The 18,060-nt window shown below is 34.7% G+C and carries 15 protein-coding genes; 8 read left to right on the top strand and 7 right to left on the bottom strand.

The window, feature by feature from the left end:
- Positions 1–45 precede the first annotated feature (45 nt).
- Entirely contained in the window at positions 46–2,565 is a 2,520-nt protein-coding gene (locus tag LBU54_RS12180; RefSeq protein WP_224530090.1) for a S9 family peptidase, read from the bottom strand.
- Between the two features lie 155 nt (positions 2,566–2,720).
- Here LBU54_RS12180 and LBU54_RS12175 point away from each other — a divergent pair, with 155 nt between their 5' ends.
- Complete coding sequence (locus LBU54_RS12175) at positions 2,721–3,725, top strand: App1 family protein (RefSeq protein WP_224530088.1); 1,005 nt, start codon at positions 2,721–2,723, stop codon at positions 3,723–3,725.
- Here LBU54_RS12175 and LBU54_RS12170 read toward each other — a convergent pair.
- The 4 genes from LBU54_RS12170 to LBU54_RS12155 all read right to left on the bottom strand — a co-directional run bounded on the left by LBU54_RS12170 (position 3,722) and on the right by LBU54_RS12155 (position 7,400).
- Entirely contained in the window at positions 3,722–4,336 is a 615-nt protein-coding gene (locus LBU54_RS12170) for a deoxynucleoside kinase (protein WP_224530086.1), read from the bottom strand. The genes LBU54_RS12175 and LBU54_RS12170 overlap by 4 nt on opposite strands.
- Before the next feature lie 3 nt (positions 4,337–4,339).
- Positions 4,340–5,122, bottom strand: a complete 783-nt coding sequence (locus LBU54_RS12165) for a hypothetical protein (RefSeq protein ID WP_224530085.1) — start codon at positions 5,120–5,122, stop codon at positions 4,340–4,342.
- 66 nt (positions 5,123–5,188) lie between these two features.
- On the bottom strand, positions 5,189–5,872 hold the full coding sequence (locus LBU54_RS12160; RefSeq protein WP_224530083.1) for a response regulator transcription factor: 684 nt from the start codon (positions 5,870–5,872) through the stop codon (positions 5,189–5,191).
- Positions 5,862–7,400: a sensor histidine kinase gene (locus LBU54_RS12155; protein ID WP_224530081.1), complete on the bottom strand. Its 1,539-nt coding sequence runs from the start codon at positions 7,398–7,400 to the stop codon at positions 5,862–5,864. Before LBU54_RS12155 ends, LBU54_RS12160 begins: the two co-directional genes overlap by 11 nt.
- A 128-nt stretch (positions 7,401–7,528) precedes the next feature.
- Here LBU54_RS12155 and LBU54_RS12150 point away from each other — a divergent pair, with 128 nt between their 5' ends.
- From LBU54_RS12150 to LBU54_RS12130, 5 genes are all read left to right on the top strand, one after another.
- Positions 7,529–7,900 (top strand): hypothetical protein, encoded by a 372-nt coding sequence (locus LBU54_RS12150; RefSeq protein ID WP_224530079.1) that lies wholly within the window; start codon positions 7,529–7,531, stop codon positions 7,898–7,900.
- A 19-nt stretch (positions 7,901–7,919) separates the two neighbouring features.
- Positions 7,920–8,774 carry a GLPGLI family protein gene (locus LBU54_RS12145; RefSeq protein ID WP_224530072.1) on the top strand — a complete coding sequence of 285 codons (855 nt, stop codon included), beginning with the start codon at positions 7,920–7,922 and terminating at the stop codon, positions 8,772–8,774.
- A gap of 144 nt (positions 8,775–8,918) precedes the next feature.
- On the top strand, positions 8,919–9,761 hold the full coding sequence (locus tag LBU54_RS12140) for a GLPGLI family protein (protein WP_224530069.1): 843 nt from the start codon (positions 8,919–8,921) through the stop codon (positions 9,759–9,761).
- A gap of 161 nt (positions 9,762–9,922) precedes the next feature.
- A complete protein-coding gene (locus LBU54_RS12135; RefSeq protein ID WP_224530066.1) occupies positions 9,923–10,810 on the top strand; it encodes a GLPGLI family protein in 888 nt (295 codons plus the stop codon).
- A 77-nt stretch (positions 10,811–10,887) separates the two neighbouring features.
- Positions 10,888–13,680: a TonB-dependent receptor gene (locus LBU54_RS12130; protein ID WP_224530063.1), complete on the top strand. Its 2,793-nt coding sequence runs from the start codon at positions 10,888–10,890 to the stop codon at positions 13,678–13,680.
- A gap of 91 nt (positions 13,681–13,771) precedes the next feature.
- Here LBU54_RS12130 and metK read toward each other — a convergent pair whose 3' ends face one another.
- Positions 13,772–15,025 (bottom strand): methionine adenosyltransferase, encoded by a 1,254-nt coding sequence (gene metK, locus LBU54_RS12125; protein ID WP_224530060.1) that lies wholly within the window; start codon positions 15,023–15,025, stop codon positions 13,772–13,774.
- Positions 15,026–15,227: 202 nt separating this feature from the next.
- Here metK and LBU54_RS12120 point away from each other — a divergent pair, with 202 nt between their 5' ends.
- Together LBU54_RS12120 and LBU54_RS12115 are read left to right on the top strand one after the other, a co-directional pair.
- The gene (locus LBU54_RS12120; RefSeq protein WP_394370860.1) at positions 15,228–16,328 is read left to right on the top strand and encodes an acyloxyacyl hydrolase; all 1,101 of its coding nucleotides are present in this window, start codon (positions 15,228–15,230) and stop codon (positions 16,326–16,328) included.
- Positions 16,325–17,068 carry a head GIN domain-containing protein gene (locus LBU54_RS12115; RefSeq protein ID WP_224530054.1) on the top strand — a complete coding sequence of 248 codons (744 nt, stop codon included), beginning with the start codon at positions 16,325–16,327 and terminating at the stop codon, positions 17,066–17,068. The genes LBU54_RS12120 and LBU54_RS12115 overlap by 4 nt, the downstream gene beginning before the upstream one ends.
- Here the strand turns inward: LBU54_RS12115 and gldA are convergent.
- Complete coding sequence (gldA, locus tag LBU54_RS12110) at positions 17,061–17,954, bottom strand: gliding motility-associated ABC transporter ATP-binding subunit GldA (RefSeq protein WP_224530052.1); 894 nt, start codon at positions 17,952–17,954, stop codon at positions 17,061–17,063. The two genes, LBU54_RS12115 and gldA, sit on opposite strands and share 8 nt — an antisense overlap.
- Positions 17,955–18,060 lie beyond the last annotated feature (106 nt).

Genomic DNA, 18,060 nt, shown 5'->3' with positions numbered 1-18,060 from the left:
AAAGCTTATAATAAAAGCCACGCTTTTAAGCGTGGCTTTTTTTGTTTATTTCTTTTTTGGAATATCCCTGTTCATTTCGGTAATGTCAATATCAGTCATCTCGTGTCCTAGTAGATATTTACTGAAGTGATCTGCTCTTAACCAAAACGAATATTCAGTCATATTACCAAAACCGTGACGTTGTCCAGGCATTAACATAAATTCGAAGCGCTTATGAGCTTTTATCAGGGCATTCGCCATTCTTATTGTGCCTCCTGGGTGGACATTGTTATCTACATCTCCCGTGATCAACATTAAATGTCCTTTTAGATTATCGGCAAGTTCCTGATTGGTGTCAATCATATATTTATATTTGGTATTCCCTTTTTCATCCATTTCCTCTTGTACACCATGATGTGTTTCACTCCACCAACTGTTGTAAATGGTATTGTCATGATTTCCTGCAGATGAAACAGCAGCTTTAAAGAAATCTGGATAGACAAGCATAGCTGCGGTAGACATAAAACCACCTCCAGAATGCCCATAGATACCTACTTTTTCAATATCGATAAAGTCGTGCTTGTCGGCAAGTTGCTCAGCTACATATTTTTTATCAGCTAGGCCATAATCTCTGAGATTTCCATAACCATAGTTATGGTACCATTTAGATCTGTCTGGATGACCACCTCTATTGCCCATTGTTACAACTATAAAACCAAGTTGTGCCATTCGGTCAAGTCGATCCATTCGCACTGAAAAGGATTTATTTACAGCTTCAGTTTGAGGTCCGGGATAGACATATTCTAATAATGGATATTTTTTTGTTTCGTCAAAATCAAACGGTTTGTACATCACACCATAAATGTCGGTAATGCCATCATCAGCTTTCATTTTAAAAGGTTCTGGGAACTTATAACCAGAGGCTATTAATTGTGAAAGATCGGCTTCTTCTAGTTGCATAACAACTTTTCCGTTGCTATCTCTCAATTCTGATTTGGGAACAGTATTAACCCTTGAATAATTACTAACAAAGTACTTATTGGAATCAGCCATGTCGATATTGGTATTAAAGTCGCCCGAATTCAAAGCCCCTAATCCAGTTCCGTTAAGGTTAATTCTATACATATGCTCATAATATGGATCTTGATCTTTCGGAATGCCATGGGCAGTAAAATAAAGTGTTCGAGTTTTTTCATCTACACCAATTGCCCGCTCTACATGATAGGACCCATTTGTTACTTGATTCTTGAGATTGCCCTCTGCATCATATAAATAATAATGCGCCCAGCCAGATCGTTCCGCCCAGTGTAGCATTTCAGTCTCGTTATTAAAGAGTACTAATGGTCGCGTTTCAATGTAAGTATTGAATCGTTCTTCTATTAAGACTTTAACCTCACCTGTATTTAAATCGGCTACACAAATGTCTAGTTTCTTTCGGTCTCGACTTATAGTATTGAAGTAGATTTTACCTTTTTTAGATAGTAAAAGTGAAGGCTGAAAGTCATCTCTGTAAATGGATTTCTTTCTTGGTGCTCTATAGATTTGGATACTTTGTTGTTTTACCGTATCTAATTTAACTTGAATATTGGTTTTTGTTTCAGTATCAAATACATGGATTTCTGTTTTATAGAATTCGTCCTCACCTGGCATATGGTATTTGTAAGTTTCAAGTGTTGGTCTCTTACTAGAGGTTGTATTTATAACCCATAAATCCTTAATATGTCTGGCATCTCGTCTTTGGAAAACGAATTTTTTGGAATCATGAGACCAAATTCCTCCTACGAATTTACGCTTATCTTTATTTTTAAGTTTAGTTTCGTTGTTTTCTCCACGAGTTCTTCCGCCATAACTATAGTTTTCTTCACCATCTGTTGTCCATTGATTTTCTACAATGGTGGAGTCTTTTGCATTTTTAACAGCTTTGAGAAAGTTCGCTTTATCCATCCAATAAAGATTAAAATTTTTAGAAAAAAGAACGATTGAACTATCAGGTGCTATATTAGCCCATTGTTTCCATTCCTCTTTTCCTTTTTTCTCGTTACTCAAAACAGTTAAAGAATTACCACCAAGGCGATACTCAAGGTGGTAGACCTTATTGACCATCTTTGGCTTGTTTTTTTTCTTTTTGGTAGATGTAGTATCTGTTTTTTGTTCGCCTTCTTCTTCATCTTGGTTATCCTCTACTTGTTCTGTAGCAGTAACATAGAATTGAATAGCGGTTTCATTTTTTACAAACTTAAAATCAAACTTGGGTAGATGCTTCGCATCGTAAGGATCCTTAGTAATCTCGGTAAGCCATCTTGCCATTTTTTCATTGTCAAATAATTCTTTTTTAGTTCTGTTATCAGCATCTACGATATAGTATTTGGAGCCTTCGGTTGTTTTGTACTGATACCAAAAACGATTTCCATTTTTTAGCCAATTAGGGCGTACTGATGTAGAGTGTACCATTTTAGCAATATTGGTTGGTGAATATTTTGAAGCCGCCCGATAATTTGGTGTTGGAGTATTATTTTCAATTACATTCTGGGAATTAATAAATCCAAAAGAAACGGATAACAGTATGAGTATAAGTATTCTCTTCATATTTAGTTGGTTTTTTGTATACAATGGTAATCCCACTAAAATACTTGTTAATTGCTGAAGTTTTTCCCACTTTAACATTTCCCTTAGTTTTTCGAATGGCGATTAATTGATGAATGATAGATTTAGTATATTCAAGTTTTTAAAATTGCATTTAATTGAGTTGGTTTAAGAAAGATCCTTTGCAAATTATTCCTTTTGACACTTATGGAACGAAGGAACATCTGTATTTAAAGGGTCGCGCTTTAGAGGACGAGGATATTGATTTGGATAAAAAGGATTGGTTCAGTTTGCTACTTAATTCATGGAAACGATTCGAGACAGACGAGATTAGAAAAACGCCTTTATTAGTATATCTTCCAAATGATAAAGTTTTAAACTGTACAACAGATGCCGAAGGTTATTATCTTATTGATCAAACTTCAGATTGTTTAGACCAGTATATCGATTCAGAAGGTTGGTTAGAGTATAGCGTGTCTTATGAAACTAAAAGCAAGAAAAGACAAATACAGCTAGATAATAGATTCAATGGTCAAATGCTTATACCAAGTGACAATACAAGTTTTGGTGTAATAAGCGATATTGATGATACCATACTCCATACAGGTGTTACGTCTAGATTAAAATGGCGAGTGGTGGTAAATACCTTATTTAAGACGCCGCATAAAAGGAAAGCCCTAGAGGGAGCTTCCGAGTTTTACCATTTACTACATAGAGGTAAATCCAATACCGATGCCAATCCTATTTTTTATGTTAGCAATAGTCCATGGAACCTCTATCGCTATCTTGCATTTTTCCTGAAGCGAAATAATTTTCCAAAAGGACCTATTTTACTAAGAGATTTTAGAACACCATTTGACAGAACACCGAAAATGGAGTTAGCTCATAAATATCATGAGATTTTTAATATTTTAAAAACTTACCCTAAACTAGATTTTATTTTGATTGGAGACTGTGGTGAAAAGGATGCCTACATCTATTTAGATGTGGTTAAGGAGTTTCCAAATAGAATTGCAGCCATTTACTTAAGAGCAGTTGAACATACGAAACGCATGAAACGAGTAAGTAATCTATTTAAAGATTATAACGAAGTGCCTGTTTTGATTGTTGAAGACGGAGATGAGGCGCTAACGCACGCTAGAACTTATGGTTTTATTCATTAGAATAAACCATGAATCTGTGCATCGATTTTATTTATTATTCCACCTAGATCTTCTGGATTGTCTACGAAATCCAAATCATCGACATTTATAATCAATAGGTTGCCTTTGTCATAGCCGTGAATCCAGGCTTCGTAGCGCTCATTTAATCTACTGAGATAATCTATACTAATTGAGTTTTCGTAGTCACGACCACGTTTATGAATTTGTGCAACAAGATTTGGAATTGAGCTTCTTAAGTAAATCAGTAAATCGGGTCCTTTAACAAAGGATTCCATCAAATTAAATAAGGACGAATAGTTTTCAAAATCACGATTGGTCATTAATCCCATTGCATGAAGATTAGGAGCAAAAATATGAGCGTCTTCATAAATGGTTCGGTCTTGAATAATGTCTTTACCGCTACTGTGAATCTGATTTACTTGTCTAAATCTACTGTTTAGAAAATACACCTGCAAATTAAAACTCCAACGCTCCATTTGATTATAAAAATCATCCAGATATGGATTGTCCACAACATCCTCTAGTTGGGCTTCCCATTTGTAGTGTTTAGAAAGTAATTTGGTGAGCGTAGTCTTACCAGCTCCTATGTTTCCAGCAACAGCAACATGCATAATCTATTCTAGTTTAAGTCGATATTGACGTAGAATTCCGTCGTTGTAAATATACAAGGTTTCATTGGTTACCAAAAACTGACTTATTAACAAATTTGGATGCTGAATGCGTTTAATTTCAGTGTTGTTTTTAGTTAAAATATGAAGTTGATTTTTTTCTTTTAGTATAAGATGGGCCTTGCTAAATGCTAAACTATCATAGCCGATATTTTCGAATTTATTAACGAGGCTACCAAAATAATTATAGATGTACAGATAGTTTTCGGTTAAGAGATAGCAATAATTATAATCGCTCTTTAAATCTAGGGCTTCAGACTGCAAAGGCACGGTTTTTAACCTAATCTTATTCGTTTTGTAATCATAAAGTTCAAGTTGTTGTAAATCCTGGTTGTAGATCCAAATGGTATTATCAAAACCTGTAGAAATGTAGGTAACATTTTTATATGGTACTACAGTATTGAAATCCACTTTATACACTTCGGCCAATCTATTGTCTAAAATGATGACTGTATTAAAATCACTATAAAACAGATTAATCTTTAATGGATTAAAAGCATTTGCTGATGTGATTTCAGCAAGTTGATAATTGGTATAGGTGATTGTAGTATCCTTGGTGCGCTTATTAAATGTGTTGTCGTCTGTGCTGTAGTACATGGTTCCAAAGGTATCTACTCCAAAAATCTTTTGGACATCTATTACCATAGAATCTATGAAATTGGCCTTAATTGTATTTTGAGAAAAACACAAGCCACAAAACAAGAAAAGAAAATAAAGTATTTTATTCATTCCGATTTGAAAAATACAAAAATTGAACCACACTTTTGTAAAACGAAAATGATATGAATTTATGCTTTAGACGGTGAGTTTATACCCAAATCCCCTAACATTTATTATTTGTATGTTTTCGTCCCTGTTAAGCTTTTTTCTCAGTTTTGTTATGAAAACATCCATACTACGAGCCGAAAAGAAATCGTCAGTACCCCAAAGTTTATTTAATATCAGTGACCTGTCCAGTACCTTGTTTTGATTCTTAATAAGGTGGAACAGTAAATGTGCCTCACGATGCGTGAGCTGCGTTGGTTCCTCTTCTTTGAAGTGTAATAATTGCTTTGGAAAATTAAAGGAATAGTTTCCAACAGTTAAAATATCAGCAGTCTTTTGGAGTTTGGTTCGTTTTAGAAGGTTATGAATTCTTACAATTAACTCTTCCATGCTAAATGGCTTTTTAAGATAGTCATTACCGCCAATTGAAAAGCCTTCTACGACGTCTGCAGTTTGGGATTTGGCCGTAAGGAAAATAATTGGGATGGTATCGTCTATAGCTCTAATTTCCTTTGCTAATGTAAAGCCATCTTTTTTTGGCATCATAACGTCAAGTACCAAGATTTCAGGGTTTTCAGATTTGTATTTTTCAAAAGCTTTCTCACCATTATCACAAAGTATAACTTCAAAGTCTCGTGTCTCTAAACTTTCCTTAATGATTTGACCTAATGCCACTTCGTCTTCTGCTAAAATGAGTTTTATTTTACTTGCCATTTGGTAACCAAATTTTAAAGGTAGTAAGCTTATTTGAAAGGTCTAATTGAATGGAGCCATTGTGCTTTTCAATGATTGATTTTGTATAATACAAACCAATACCAAATCCTTTTACATCGTGCGTGTTACCTTTTGGTACACGATAGAATTTTTCAAAAATTTGATCCTTATTCGCCTTGAAGAGTCCATTTCCATTGTCTGAAATACGTATCTCAACACCTTTATCGGTTTTAGTAAGTGTTGCGCCTATAATAGCACCACCATACTTAACGGCATTGTCAAGAATATTATTTATCGCATTTTCAAAATGAAATGCATCTACATTCACCATTAACGCTTTTACCATTATGTTGGTGTTAAAAGTTTTGTCAGGGAATTGAATTCTATATCTATCTATAAGCATTTTAAGTAGCTCTGCAATATTTGTTTCTTCCTTATTTAATTCCAAACTATCGCTGTCTAAAGTCGCAGTTTCAAGAAGTTTCTCAACCATTACGTTGAGTTTGTTTAATTGATTCGAAGACATATCTACATACCTTTTGGTCTTCTCTTTATCATCGATACCGTTAAAATCTCTTATGCTTTCAAGTGCTACACCAATTGTTGCTATTGGTGTTTTAAATTCATGTGTTATGTTGCTTATAAGGTCATTTTTAACCTCTGCGAGTTGCTTTTGATGCTTAATTATTTTTAACAGGTAAAACAAGCAACTAATTACTGCGAGCACTAGAATCATAGATATTAAAATACCAGTAAAACTTCGCTTTAATATGGTTAGGGTTTCGTTGCTATACTTTAATTCTAGTACACTTCCTTTTGGTAAGAAGCTAGATCTGGATATTGCGTTTAGATTAAAGTTTTGTTTGGATTTATCTTTGTTAAAAATGGAATCCTTTATCATTGCGACCTGCCGCTTGACATCAGATTGATAAAAGGAAAGTTTACTTTTTATCCCTATTTGTTTTCTATTGAATTCTTCATTCAAAAGACTATCTACTTCCTTTATGTCAAGAGAATCTTTACCGATTGAGATCACGATTTTAGACGTAAGTAACTCAATATTTTCGATATCAAAATTAGTATCATTTTCGTTTAAACTGTCAATACGTTTTTTAAAATCAGCCTTAGAGATGGTGGGATTGAGATCATCATGAACTTGAGCCATGGAGTCTGCTTGGCGACCACGTAATACCGTGATACCCTCAGATGTATTTATGTTCAAATGATCTAGGTTTTTAAATTCATTTCGTATGGTATCAATACTTTTTATCAACTTGTCTATATCGCCTCCATCGGCAAAAGGATCCTTCTGCTGGTCACCTTCAAGAAAAATTCCTAAGGTGGTACGTTCTGCCAAATTGGTATAATAGTCGTCTACGGCTTTATCTAAACTCGCTTGTACGTCACTAATGAGTTGTTGTTTGTTATTGAGGTAATTTTTGTAATTCCAATACACTTGTATAGTAATAGTTCCTATAATTACTATAACTATTACATATAAAATATATCGGTATCGTTTATCATTCATATATCAAATGTATGTGTTATCATACATTAAAACCAATCGGTTAACACACGTTAACACTCGTTAACGCAATAACTAAAAATGTGTCGTGATATTTGTAACATCATAAACATAAAAAAACAATTAAAATCATGAGAAAATTTATTTTACCTTTCGTAATGTTAGTAGGTTTATTAGCAACGGCACAGTCAAAATCTGTCGAGGAGATTGAAATTAGAAAAGAAGTAAAAGTAAACTGTGTGGAGGTTACTGTTACTGTAGATTCCTTAGAGGAATTACAGGAGACATTTTCAATTAACGATCTTGAAGAAGTTTTTGGTATGACCGGTGAGGATGAATCTGTTACGTTCAAGCTGGTATGCAATGGCGATAAAATGTCCAATGGAAAAAAATCAAGTATGTCCTATAAGATTGAAGGCTCAACGAGTGATAAAGAAACGTTTATTAAACAGGCAGAAGCTATAAGAAAGGCAGCTATAAAATTTTACAAGAATAAAGCGTAAAACTTAAATCAATCAAAAAATGACAACAATTATTAGAGTAATCGTTGTAGCACTAGCAGTAGTTTTTACTACTGCTGTTAGTGCTCAAGAATTTCAGGGTGTTGCTACTTACAAAACACAACGCAAAATCGATATTAAATTAGACAGTACCCAAGTGAATACAGAAATGCATGAGAGAATGATGGAAATGATGAAAAAGCAATTTCAAAAAACGTTTCTTCTCACTTTTAACAAGGAAGCTTCCATTTATAAACAAGAAGAAGAATTAGATAAGCCAAATGTTGGAATGGGTGATGGTATCCAAATTGTTTCAATTGGAGGTGGTGGAGGATCTGATGTGCTTTACAAGAACACAAAAGAAAATCGCTATGCTGAACAGGTTGATACTTATGGAAAAATTTTCTTGGTAAAGGATGATATCGAAAAGTTAGAGTGGAAACTAGAATCCGAAAATAAATATATTGGCGAATATCAATGTTTTAAAGCAACATATACAAAAATGGTAGAAAAGCCTAGAGTGTCTTTTGGTGATGAAGATGATGAAACGTTAGATAAAGCGCCTGAAATGGAAGAACGAACAGTTACGGCATGGTATACTCCACAAATACCGGTAAATAACGGACCAGATAATTATCAAGGCCTGCCAGGTTTAATTTTGGAAGTTCATGATGGTAACCTCACAATTATATGTAGTAAGATTGTATTAAATCCAGAGGACAAAATTGAAATTGCAGAGCCAACAAAGGGCAAAGAAGTCAACCAAGAGACTTATGAAGATATAATGGATAAAAAGGCTAAGGAAATGATGGAGCGGTATAGACCGGCAAAAGGTGATAGGAATGGTGAGAACATTAGCATTAGAATTGGAGGATAAATTATGGATTGTCTTTTTTCTAAAGGATTCTGAATTATTTAAAACAGAGATTGGGCATACTGTTAATTTTTTGATAAACAGACAAGTAATGTTTAATGTATTTATAAATTTGTTAGACAAAATTACTTAAATATCCATCTCATTATGAAATCAATCCTTTTAAAAATCAGTGTTTTTGTATTACTATTCGTGTTTGCAGAAAACCCAAAACCAGAGGTAAAGCAGGAGTTTCAAGGAAAAGCCTATTACTTTTCAAAATCTAAAATGGAACTTGGAAGATGGGGTGCACGGTTAAGTGAAGCGCAAAAAAAACAAATTGCTGCGCGAATGAAAAATAGATTAGAGAAGACCTATGTGTTAACCTTTAATAAAGAAGAGTCATTTTTTGAAGAGGAAGATAAGCTTGATGCAATGTCAGGAGCTACAGATTCATGGGGTAAAAACTTTGCTCCGGGAGATCAGTATAAAAACGTAAAGACCAATACTCAAATCCAAACACAAGAATTCTATGGTAAGAAGTTTTTGGTTAAGGATAACCTGCAACCAATAGAATGGGTTATGGGATCTGAGACTAAACAGATTGGTAATTACATGTGTTTTAAAGCAACCGCTTCCGTGCCTACAAATGATTTAACTTGGTACAATTTTTCTTGGGATAGATTAAGAAATCAAGAACAAGCACAGACAGATTCTACAGGAGTAGCAGTAGAACCAGAAGTTAAAATGACAGAAATTGAAGCATGGTATACTGTTCAAATCCCTGTGCGTCATGGACCATTAGAATATTGGGGATTGCCAGGGTTAATTCTAGAAGTAAGTGCGGATAATACTACTATGTTATGTTCTAAGATTGTATTGAATCCGGAAGAAAAAATTGAAATTGTTGCGCCAAACAAGGGTAAGGAGATTACTAAAACAGACTACCAACAAACCATAACTGCTAAAATGAAGGAATTCAGGGATAATAGAGGCAGAAGACGAAGTTAATTTATTTAACAGCAATTTAACTTAAGACCATTAAACTAAACTTGCAAAGTTAAGTCCAAGTGCTGTCGGTAATGATATGGCCGTGTTAATATTTTGATAAACCAAACATTGACAGGTTACCATTGCGTTACATTTGTTGCACAATCAATTAGCACTCTACAATGAAAACACTAGCACTTAAACTAAACTTAGTACTACTAACATTTTGCTTTAGCTTTACAGCCATAGCTCAAGACTTTCAAGGAAAAGCATACTACATGTCTAAAACCACTATGGATTTAGACCAATGGGGAGGAGAACAAATGTCTCCAGATCAAAAAAAGCGTATGCAAGAACGCATGAAAAGCTTTCTAGAAAAAGAGTACGTTTTAACCTTCAATAAAACAGAATCCATTTATAAAGAGGATGAACGATTAGAAACACCTGGTACAGGAAGAGGATGGGGAGGTTTTGGTAGTAGTTTTACTGGAGGCCCCAAGTACAAAAATGTAAAGGAAAAGGAATTGCTTCAAGATCAGGAATTTTTTGGTAAGCAGTTTTTAATTAAGGATGAGTTGAAAGCACTCGAATGGAAAATGGGTACTGAAACCAAACAGATTGGTCAGTACACATGTTTTAAAGCAACAGCGACAAAAGTAGTAGATCAGTTTGACTGGAGAAGTATGCGTAGAAGACAACCACCTCCACCAAAAAAGAAAGATTCTGCGAAGAGTGATGACAGTGCAAAAGCAGATTCGGACGATCCAATGAGTGAGATAGAAGTACCAAAAACTGTTGAAGTAGTTGCATGGTACACACCTCAAATTCCTGTAAATCAAGGTCCAGACGATTATTGGGGACTGCCAGGACTCATATTAGAGGTAAATGCGGATAGAACCACTATTCTCTGTACAAAAATCATAATGAATCCTGAGGAGAAGGAAGAGATAAAAAAACCCTATAAAGGAGACGAAGTCACCCAATCAGAATATACCGAGATAATTACGCAGAAAATGCAGGAGATGCGAGATATGTATGGTGGTCGTAGAGGAGGCAGAGGTCGCAATTGAGAACTAATTATATAAGCACATTAACATTAAGTCCTACTTAAGAATTTTTACAACTAACCAGACTTAAACAACCGGACATGAAAAAATTAATATTACTTCTATTAATCGTAGTGGTAAGTAGTTCCTATGCACAAATAAAAATGCAAGGAATAGTAAAAGATAGCATTGGCAGTCCTTTAGAATTGGCCAATGTTATCGCAATTAATCAAGAATCTAATGCACTTGAATCCTATGCTGTTACAAACGATAAAGGCAAGTATATACTCTCTTTAGGAAAAAATGGCACCTACAAAATTCAAGTGAGTTACATTGGCTTAAAATCGATAAATGAAGTTATTACAACCAAAGAAACCGATATCACTAGAGATTTTACCTTAATGCCAGATAACGCCCTAGATGCGGTAGAATTAACATACGAAATGCCGGTCACAATTAAGGGCGATACGCTTATTTACAATGCAGACTCTTTTAAAAATGGTTCGGAACGTAAACTTGAAGATGTACTCGAAAAACTTCCTGGAGTAGAAATTAATGAAAATGGACAAATTGAGGTAGAAGGCAATACCGTTCAAAAGTTAATGGTTAATGGAAAAGATTTTTTTGATGGCGATACCAAGCTAGCTACCAAGAATATTCCTTCTAATGCCGTAGATAAGATTCAAGTTTTGCGAAACTATGCTGAGGTAGGTCAACTCAGTGGTGTGCAGAATAATCAGAATAATGTTGCAATAAATATTAAACTGAAAGAAGGCAAAGAGAATTTTTGGTTCGGTGATGTTACTGCAGGCGCTGGTCAGGCACCATCCCCAAATGATGAGTTATATCTCGTGCAACCTAAACTCTTTTATTACAGTCCAAAATACAGTATCAATTTTATTAGCGATTTAAACAATATTGGAGAGGTGGCCCTGACCAATAGGGATATTCGTGGTTTTGGCGGTGGTTTTAGATTGCCCAGTAGAACGAGTGGTACTAATATTAATCTGGGCAATAACGGTTTGGGTGGACTTACCAATATAGCAGATGCTCAAGAGGTAACTACAAAATTGGCAACGGCAAACTTTAGCTATTCACCCAACAAGGCTTTGGATTTAAGTGGTTTCGTAATCTTGAATAGTAGTCGATTAAGAACACGGGAAGAAAATTTTATTGACTATATAGAAATTGAGGACGACCCTACCACGCCTATAGACGAATCGGCTCAATTGCCACCAGATGAAGCTACTGTGCAGCAAGGTAGAGAGGCTACCAATCAGATTGTTGCAAAACTAAGTGCAGTTTACAAACCTAATTTTAATAATCAATTGGATTACGATGTACTGGCCAGAGTTTCAGATGATGAAGAACGTCAAAATTTGGTTTCGTCCATAGTTGGGAATACAGATCAGATTAATGCGGTTAAACCTTACAGTATTAACCAGAATTTAAACTATTATTTTACCCTTAATGAGGATAATATCTTTGCGTTAGAAGTACAGCACTTATTGAGCGATGAGGATCCATTTTATAACGCATTATTGGTAAATGACCCTACAAATAACAATGAACCTGATCCTAACGATAGAGATGCATTTGATACTACAGCTTCAGGTTTAGGACTGGACTTAGACCAATTTGGTTATGATATTAATCAATCAAGACGTGTAAAGAGCAATAAGTTAGATGCCAAATTAGATTACTATAACATCTTAAACGCAAAAAGCAATATTAATTTAACCTTGGGTACCATCTTTAGCAACCAAAAGTTTGATTCTAATATTTTTCAATTCTTAGATGATGGAACGCGTTTAGACCCTACTCCTAATATTACAGGTTTAGATGGTAATTTGCTTTCGGCATCGAATAACAATGTAGACTATACCTTTAGTGATGTCTACCTTGGTGTGCACTACAGATTTAAAACGGGTAAGTTCACCTTCACACCAGGTGTGTCGTTCCACGCTTACAGCAACCAAAATACACAATTAGGAAACAACTTTAAGGATAATTTCTTTGATGTATTACCAGATTTTGAGGCACTGATTCAATTTAAGAAAAGTGAATCTTTAACGTTTAACTATAGAATGCTTAACACGTTTACGGACGTGACTAACATCGCTGAGGGTTTGGTGTTAAACAACTTCAATAGTATTCAGTATGGTAACTCAGAATTACAAAATGCACTATCGCATAATTTGAGCTTGTTCTACAGAAGTTTTAATTTATTCAATTATACGAACGTTTTCGCTAGGATCAGTTATAATAAAAATATTGATCAAATACGCTCTTTAACGAATTTTGAAAGCGTCATTAGAACCAACTCCTTTTTTAATTCGCAATTTGCAGATGAAACGTTTACCGCTAGTGGTCGAGTACAAAGAACTTTTGGAAAGATAAGAGCAAGTTTATTTGCAAACTTTAATTACAGCAAACTAAACCAGTTTATACAAGGGAGTCAATCTTTGAATGAGAATTATATTCAAACCTATTCGCCTGAAATTCGTACCAATTTTAGGGAAGCACCAAATGTTAGATTAAGGTATTCGCTAACGGTAAGAGATAACGATCAAGGCACTAACTCAACACGCTTTATTACAAGAACGCCTTCTATTCGTTTTGATGCTTACATCTGGAATTCGGTGACGTTTATTACAGATTTTAGATACTCAGAACAAGATAATGGCCAGCAAATTGAGTCTTTTAAGACTTGGGATGCGTCCTTGCGATACAGAAAAGATAGAGATGCCAAATGGGAGTATTCGTTACGTGCGTCAAATATCCTGGATATTGATTCTAACATTAGTAATAATGCTTCTAATATCTCGGTATTTAGCTCAGAAACATTTATACAACCACGGTTTATAACTTTAAGGTTGACTTATACCTTGTAAAATTAAAAAAAGCCTTCCATTTTATGGATACTTGCAAAAGAAAACCCTCAAAATGAATTACATAATGAGGGTTTGAATTTATTGTTTAGACTTATAAATCAAATGCCTCTTTTATCTTGTCGACATAATCTAGTTTTTCCCAAGTAAATAATTCTACATCCATAGTGCGTTTTTCACCATTCGGTTGTTCAAAGGTTTTTTGAACGGTTTTGTTTTCACGTCCCATATGTCCGTATGACGCGGTTTCACTATACATAGGTTGTCGCAGTTTTAGTCGTTTTTCAATTGCTGCAGGTCGCATATCAAAAATCTGAGAAACTTTTTGGGCAATTTCACCATCGGTTATATTAAAAGGACAGGTACCATAGGTATCAATAAAAATACCCATTGGTTCTACCACACCAATGGCATAAGATACTTGTACTAAGACTTCATCACATAAACCGGCTGCAACTAGATTTTTGGCTATATGTCTCGTTGCATAAGCTGCACTTCGATCTACTTTGCTTGGGTCTTTACCAGAAAATGCTCCACCACCATGAGCGCCTTTGCCACCATACGTATCAACTATAATCTTTCTTCCTGTTAAACCAGTATCGCCATGCGGGCCACCAATTACAAACTTTCCTGTTGGATTAATGTGATATTTAATCTTATCAGTAAATAAGGCTCTTATGTCATCTGGAACTTTTGCTAATACTCTTGGTATTAATATGCCAATGATGTCTTCCTTAATTTTTTTAAGCATCTTTTCTTCATCGTCAAAGTTGTCATGTTGCGTAGATATAACTATAGCTTCTATTCTTTGTGGGACATTGTCATCGCTATATTCTATGGTAACCTGACTTTTAGAATCCGGTCTCAAATAAGGAATTTCATTACTTTCGTGGCGCAATGTTGCTAGCTCCTTTAATATTAAGTGGGAAAGGTGAAGTGCCAATGGCATGTAATTATAGGTTTCATTCGTAGCGTAACCAAACATCATTCCTTGATCTCCAGCACCTTGCTCTTCTTTGGTAGCTCTATCAACACCTCGATTAATGTCCTCTGATTGTTCATGAATGGCCGATAAGACACCACACGAATTTCCATCGAACATATATTCGCCCTTAGTATATCCAATCTTATTTATGGTGTCTCTAGCAATTTTCTGTACGTCTAAATAAGTGTTAGACTTTACTTCTCCTGCGAGTACAACCTGACCTGTTGTTACCAAAGTTTCGCAAGCAACTTTAGATTCTGGATCAAAGGCTAAAAAATTGTCGATTAAAGCATCGCTAATTTGGTCTGCTACTTTATCAGGATGTCCTTCAGACACACTTTCTGAGGTAAATAAATACGCCATATAATTAATTTTATCTATGGATTTGACGTAATTGTTGGGAAAGTTAACACTGTCTTTAGCATTTTTTCCAGAGGTTGCAATCAGTCAAATCATTCCTCTAATTTTCGAGGCAAAAATACATATTAAAATGATAACAGAAAACCTTAATTGCTTAAGATACTCTTAAATAAAAACATTTATTTTTACGACTTATTAGTTATCTATGAGGCAAAGGCTTAGTTTCCTTTTTTTTCTGTTGAGTTGTATGGTTTTTTCTCAAAGTCAAAAGGCTTCAGAGACTTATTTGGACCTCAATTATTTCACTGGTAATATTGCACTTCACAATACAGATATTTTGCACTTAATTAGTGGCAGACCTCAGGGATTTATTTTCAGCTGGAACAAAAAGACTTTTGGGGATGAGGCTTGGGAACAACGTTATAATTTTCCCGATTACGGAGCCTCGTTCATTTTTCAAGACTTAGTAGACGAGCGACTTGGTGATAATTTTGGATTGTATGCTCATTATAATTTCTACTTTTTTAAAAGACACCTATCGCTTCGCGTGGCACAAGGGATTGCTTATAACACTAATCCCTATGACAAGACCAAAAACCCAAAGAATATCGCTTTTGGATCTCGGTTTTTGAGTTCAACTTATCTTATGATAAATTATAAGAAAGACAACGTTTTTAGGCGTATTGGTGTGCAAGGTGGATTGTCCTTAATTCATTATTCTAATGCTAATGTTAAAGCACCAAATACAAGTATTAATACCATAGCTTTAAACGTTGGTCTAACCTATGATTTGTCTCAAAGTGAAAGGGAGTTGATTTATAATGAAAACGAACAAGGGAAAACATATACAGAACCGATCCGCTATAATCTTGCCTTTAGAACTGGCATAAATGAGAGTGATGTGATTAATAGTGGCCAATTTCCATTTTATGTACTATCCGCATATGCAGATAAACGATTAAGTCATGTAAGTGCAGTTCAGATTGGTGTGGATGCTTTTTTTGCCAACTTTTTAAAAGAGTTGATTTATTATCAGTCTGTTTCATTTCCAGAGGAAAATGTAACTGGAGATGAAGATTATAGACGTGTTGGGCTATTTGCAGGGCACGAGTTGTTCATCAATAAAATGTCCGTTGAAACACAATTGGGGTATTACATTTACTACCCATTTGATTTTGAGGGTAGAACCTACATACGTATTGGATTAAAACGCTATTTTGGTGATAAACTATTTGGAGCAATTACCTTAAAATCACATGGTGCAAAAGCTGAAGCAGTAGAATTTGGTATAGGTGTTAGATTATGAAAAGAATTATTTACATAGCCATAGTGTTATTATTTGCCTGTGATAGCGAAAGTGCAAACGATTGTTTCCAGACCTCAGGAGACATTATACAAGTTGAGGTTGAGGTGACAGATTTTGACGAGATTTTGGTCAATAGAGATATTGAATTGATAATTAAGCAAGCACAGGATTATAAAGTAACGGTTGAAACAGGAGAAAACTTACTAAATGATGTTGAAGTTGAAGTAATAGGTAATCGTTTAATTTTAACAGATAACAATACCTGCAATTTTGTGAGAGATTTTGGTATCACAAAGGTTTATGTGGAGGCTCCGGATTTGTCGGAAATTAGAACATCCTCACAGTATGATGTGTCGTCTGATGGTATTCTTAATTTTACAGATCTAACCTTACAGTCTGAGGATTTTAATGGTGGTAGTGAGTTTACTGTTGGCGATTTCAGAATGCAAATTGATGCACAACAACTATCCATAATATCAAACAATATCTCCTTCTTCTACATAGAAGGGGAAGTCGATGAATTGTTCATAGGATTTTTTTCAGGCTCAGGTAGGTTTGAAGGCCAGAATCTCATTGCTCAAGACGTTGATATAAATCATCGTGGTAGCAACGATATGATTATAAATCCACAGCAGTCTCTGACTGGTGTAATACGAGGGACAGGAGATGTAATTTCATTAAATGAGCCACCTATGGTAGATGTTAGTATTCTTTATACTGGTACTCTGCTGTTTAATTAGTCAAATCCCTAAACAAACTCTCTAAGCTTGCATTCTTTTGATTGAGCTGTAAAATTTTAAGTGCGTTATCATGGGCAAAATCAAAGACATACGATCTCATGTCTTCCTTTGTGGTAAATGTAATTTCATAAACAAACCCAGTAGTGTTTTTTACAGATTTAACTTTTGGTAGTTTTAGCAGAAACGCATCTTCAACGCGGTAATCAAATTCTACGACAACAATTTGCTCCTGGCCATCTCTTAAATCTTTCAGGTATTTGTCTGCAACAACTTCACCTTTGTTAATTATAATCACACGATCGCACATGGCTTCCACCTCTTGCATGATATGAGTAGATAGAAATACCGTTTTCTCTTTCCCTATGGATTTAATCAAGTTTCTAATTTCAACAAGCTGGTTTGGATCTAGACCTGTCGTTGGTTCATCGAGAATTAAGACATCAGGATTATGTAGCAATGCATTTGCCAATCCTACGCGCTGCCTGTAGCCCTTGGATAATTGACTTATTTTTTTGTGTGCTTCAGGCGTTAATCCAGTAAGTTCAATAACCTCATTAATCCTAGATTTGGGTACACCGTAGACATCAGCATTAAAATTAAGGTATTCCTTTACATATAATTCGATATAAAGAGGATTGTGCTCTGGTAAATAGCCAACACTTTGCTGTACATTTTTTTTATTATTAATAACATCATACCCATTTACTTTTGCTTTACCCTCATTTGCATTTATATAGGTTGTTAAGATTTTCATCATTGTAGACTTACCCGCGCCATTAGGACCTAGAAATCCAACAATTTCAGCATCATTTACCTTAAATGAAACGTTATGTAAAGCTTTTTGATTTTTATAGCGCTTTGTAATATTTGTGACCTCAATAGACATTTTATCAGTGTTTATTCAAAAGTAAGTAATCTAAAATTTAGACCTATAGTTATTTATAAATGTTTAAAAATTTCAATTATTATTCAAAAAAAATGCTTTCAATTTT

This window comes from Winogradskyella alexanderae, assembly GCF_020166335.1.
Lineage (GTDB): Bacteria > Bacteroidota > Bacteroidia > Flavobacteriales > Flavobacteriaceae > Winogradskyella > Winogradskyella alexanderae.
This window is presented reverse-complemented; position numbering and strand designations above follow the sequence as displayed.

Excerpts from the sequence above, each read along its gene's own strand:
- metK (WP_224530060.1), bottom strand. The coding sequence starts at position 15,025 with ATGGCGTATTTATTTACCTCAGAAAGTGTGTCTGAAGGACATCCTGAT.
- LBU54_RS12170 (WP_224530086.1), bottom strand. The coding sequence starts at position 4,336 with ATGCATGTTGCTGTTGCTGGAAACATAGGAGCTGGTAAGACTACGCTC.
- LBU54_RS12130 (WP_224530063.1), top strand. The coding sequence starts at position 10,888 with ATGAAAAAATTAATATTACTTCTATTAATCGTAGTGGTAAGTAGTTCC.
- LBU54_RS12115 (WP_224530054.1), top strand. The coding sequence starts at position 16,325 with ATGAAAAGAATTATTTACATAGCCATAGTGTTATTATTTGCCTGTGAT.
- LBU54_RS12165 (WP_224530085.1), bottom strand. The coding sequence starts at position 5,122 with ATGAATAAAATACTTTATTTTCTTTTCTTGTTTTGTGGCTTGTGTTTT.
- gldA (WP_224530052.1), bottom strand. The coding sequence starts at position 17,954 with ATGTCTATTGAGGTCACAAATATTACAAAGCGCTATAAAAATCAAAAA.
- LBU54_RS12150 (WP_224530079.1), top strand. The coding sequence starts at position 7,529 with ATGAGAAAATTTATTTTACCTTTCGTAATGTTAGTAGGTTTATTAGCA.
- LBU54_RS12155 (WP_224530081.1), bottom strand. The coding sequence starts at position 7,400 with ATGAATGATAAACGATACCGATATATTTTATATGTAATAGTTATAGTA.
- LBU54_RS12145 (WP_224530072.1), top strand. The coding sequence starts at position 7,920 with ATGACAACAATTATTAGAGTAATCGTTGTAGCACTAGCAGTAGTTTTT.
- LBU54_RS12180 (WP_224530090.1), bottom strand. The coding sequence starts at position 2,565 with ATGAAGAGAATACTTATACTCATACTGTTATCCGTTTCTTTTGGATTT.
- LBU54_RS12120 (WP_394370860.1), top strand. The coding sequence starts at position 15,228 with ATGAGGCAAAGGCTTAGTTTCCTTTTTTTTCTGTTGAGTTGTATGGTT.
- LBU54_RS12140 (WP_224530069.1), top strand. The coding sequence starts at position 8,919 with ATGAAATCAATCCTTTTAAAAATCAGTGTTTTTGTATTACTATTCGTG.
- LBU54_RS12135 (WP_224530066.1), top strand. The coding sequence starts at position 9,923 with ATGAAAACACTAGCACTTAAACTAAACTTAGTACTACTAACATTTTGC.
- LBU54_RS12160 (WP_224530083.1), bottom strand. The coding sequence starts at position 5,872 with ATGGCAAGTAAAATAAAACTCATTTTAGCAGAAGACGAAGTGGCATTA.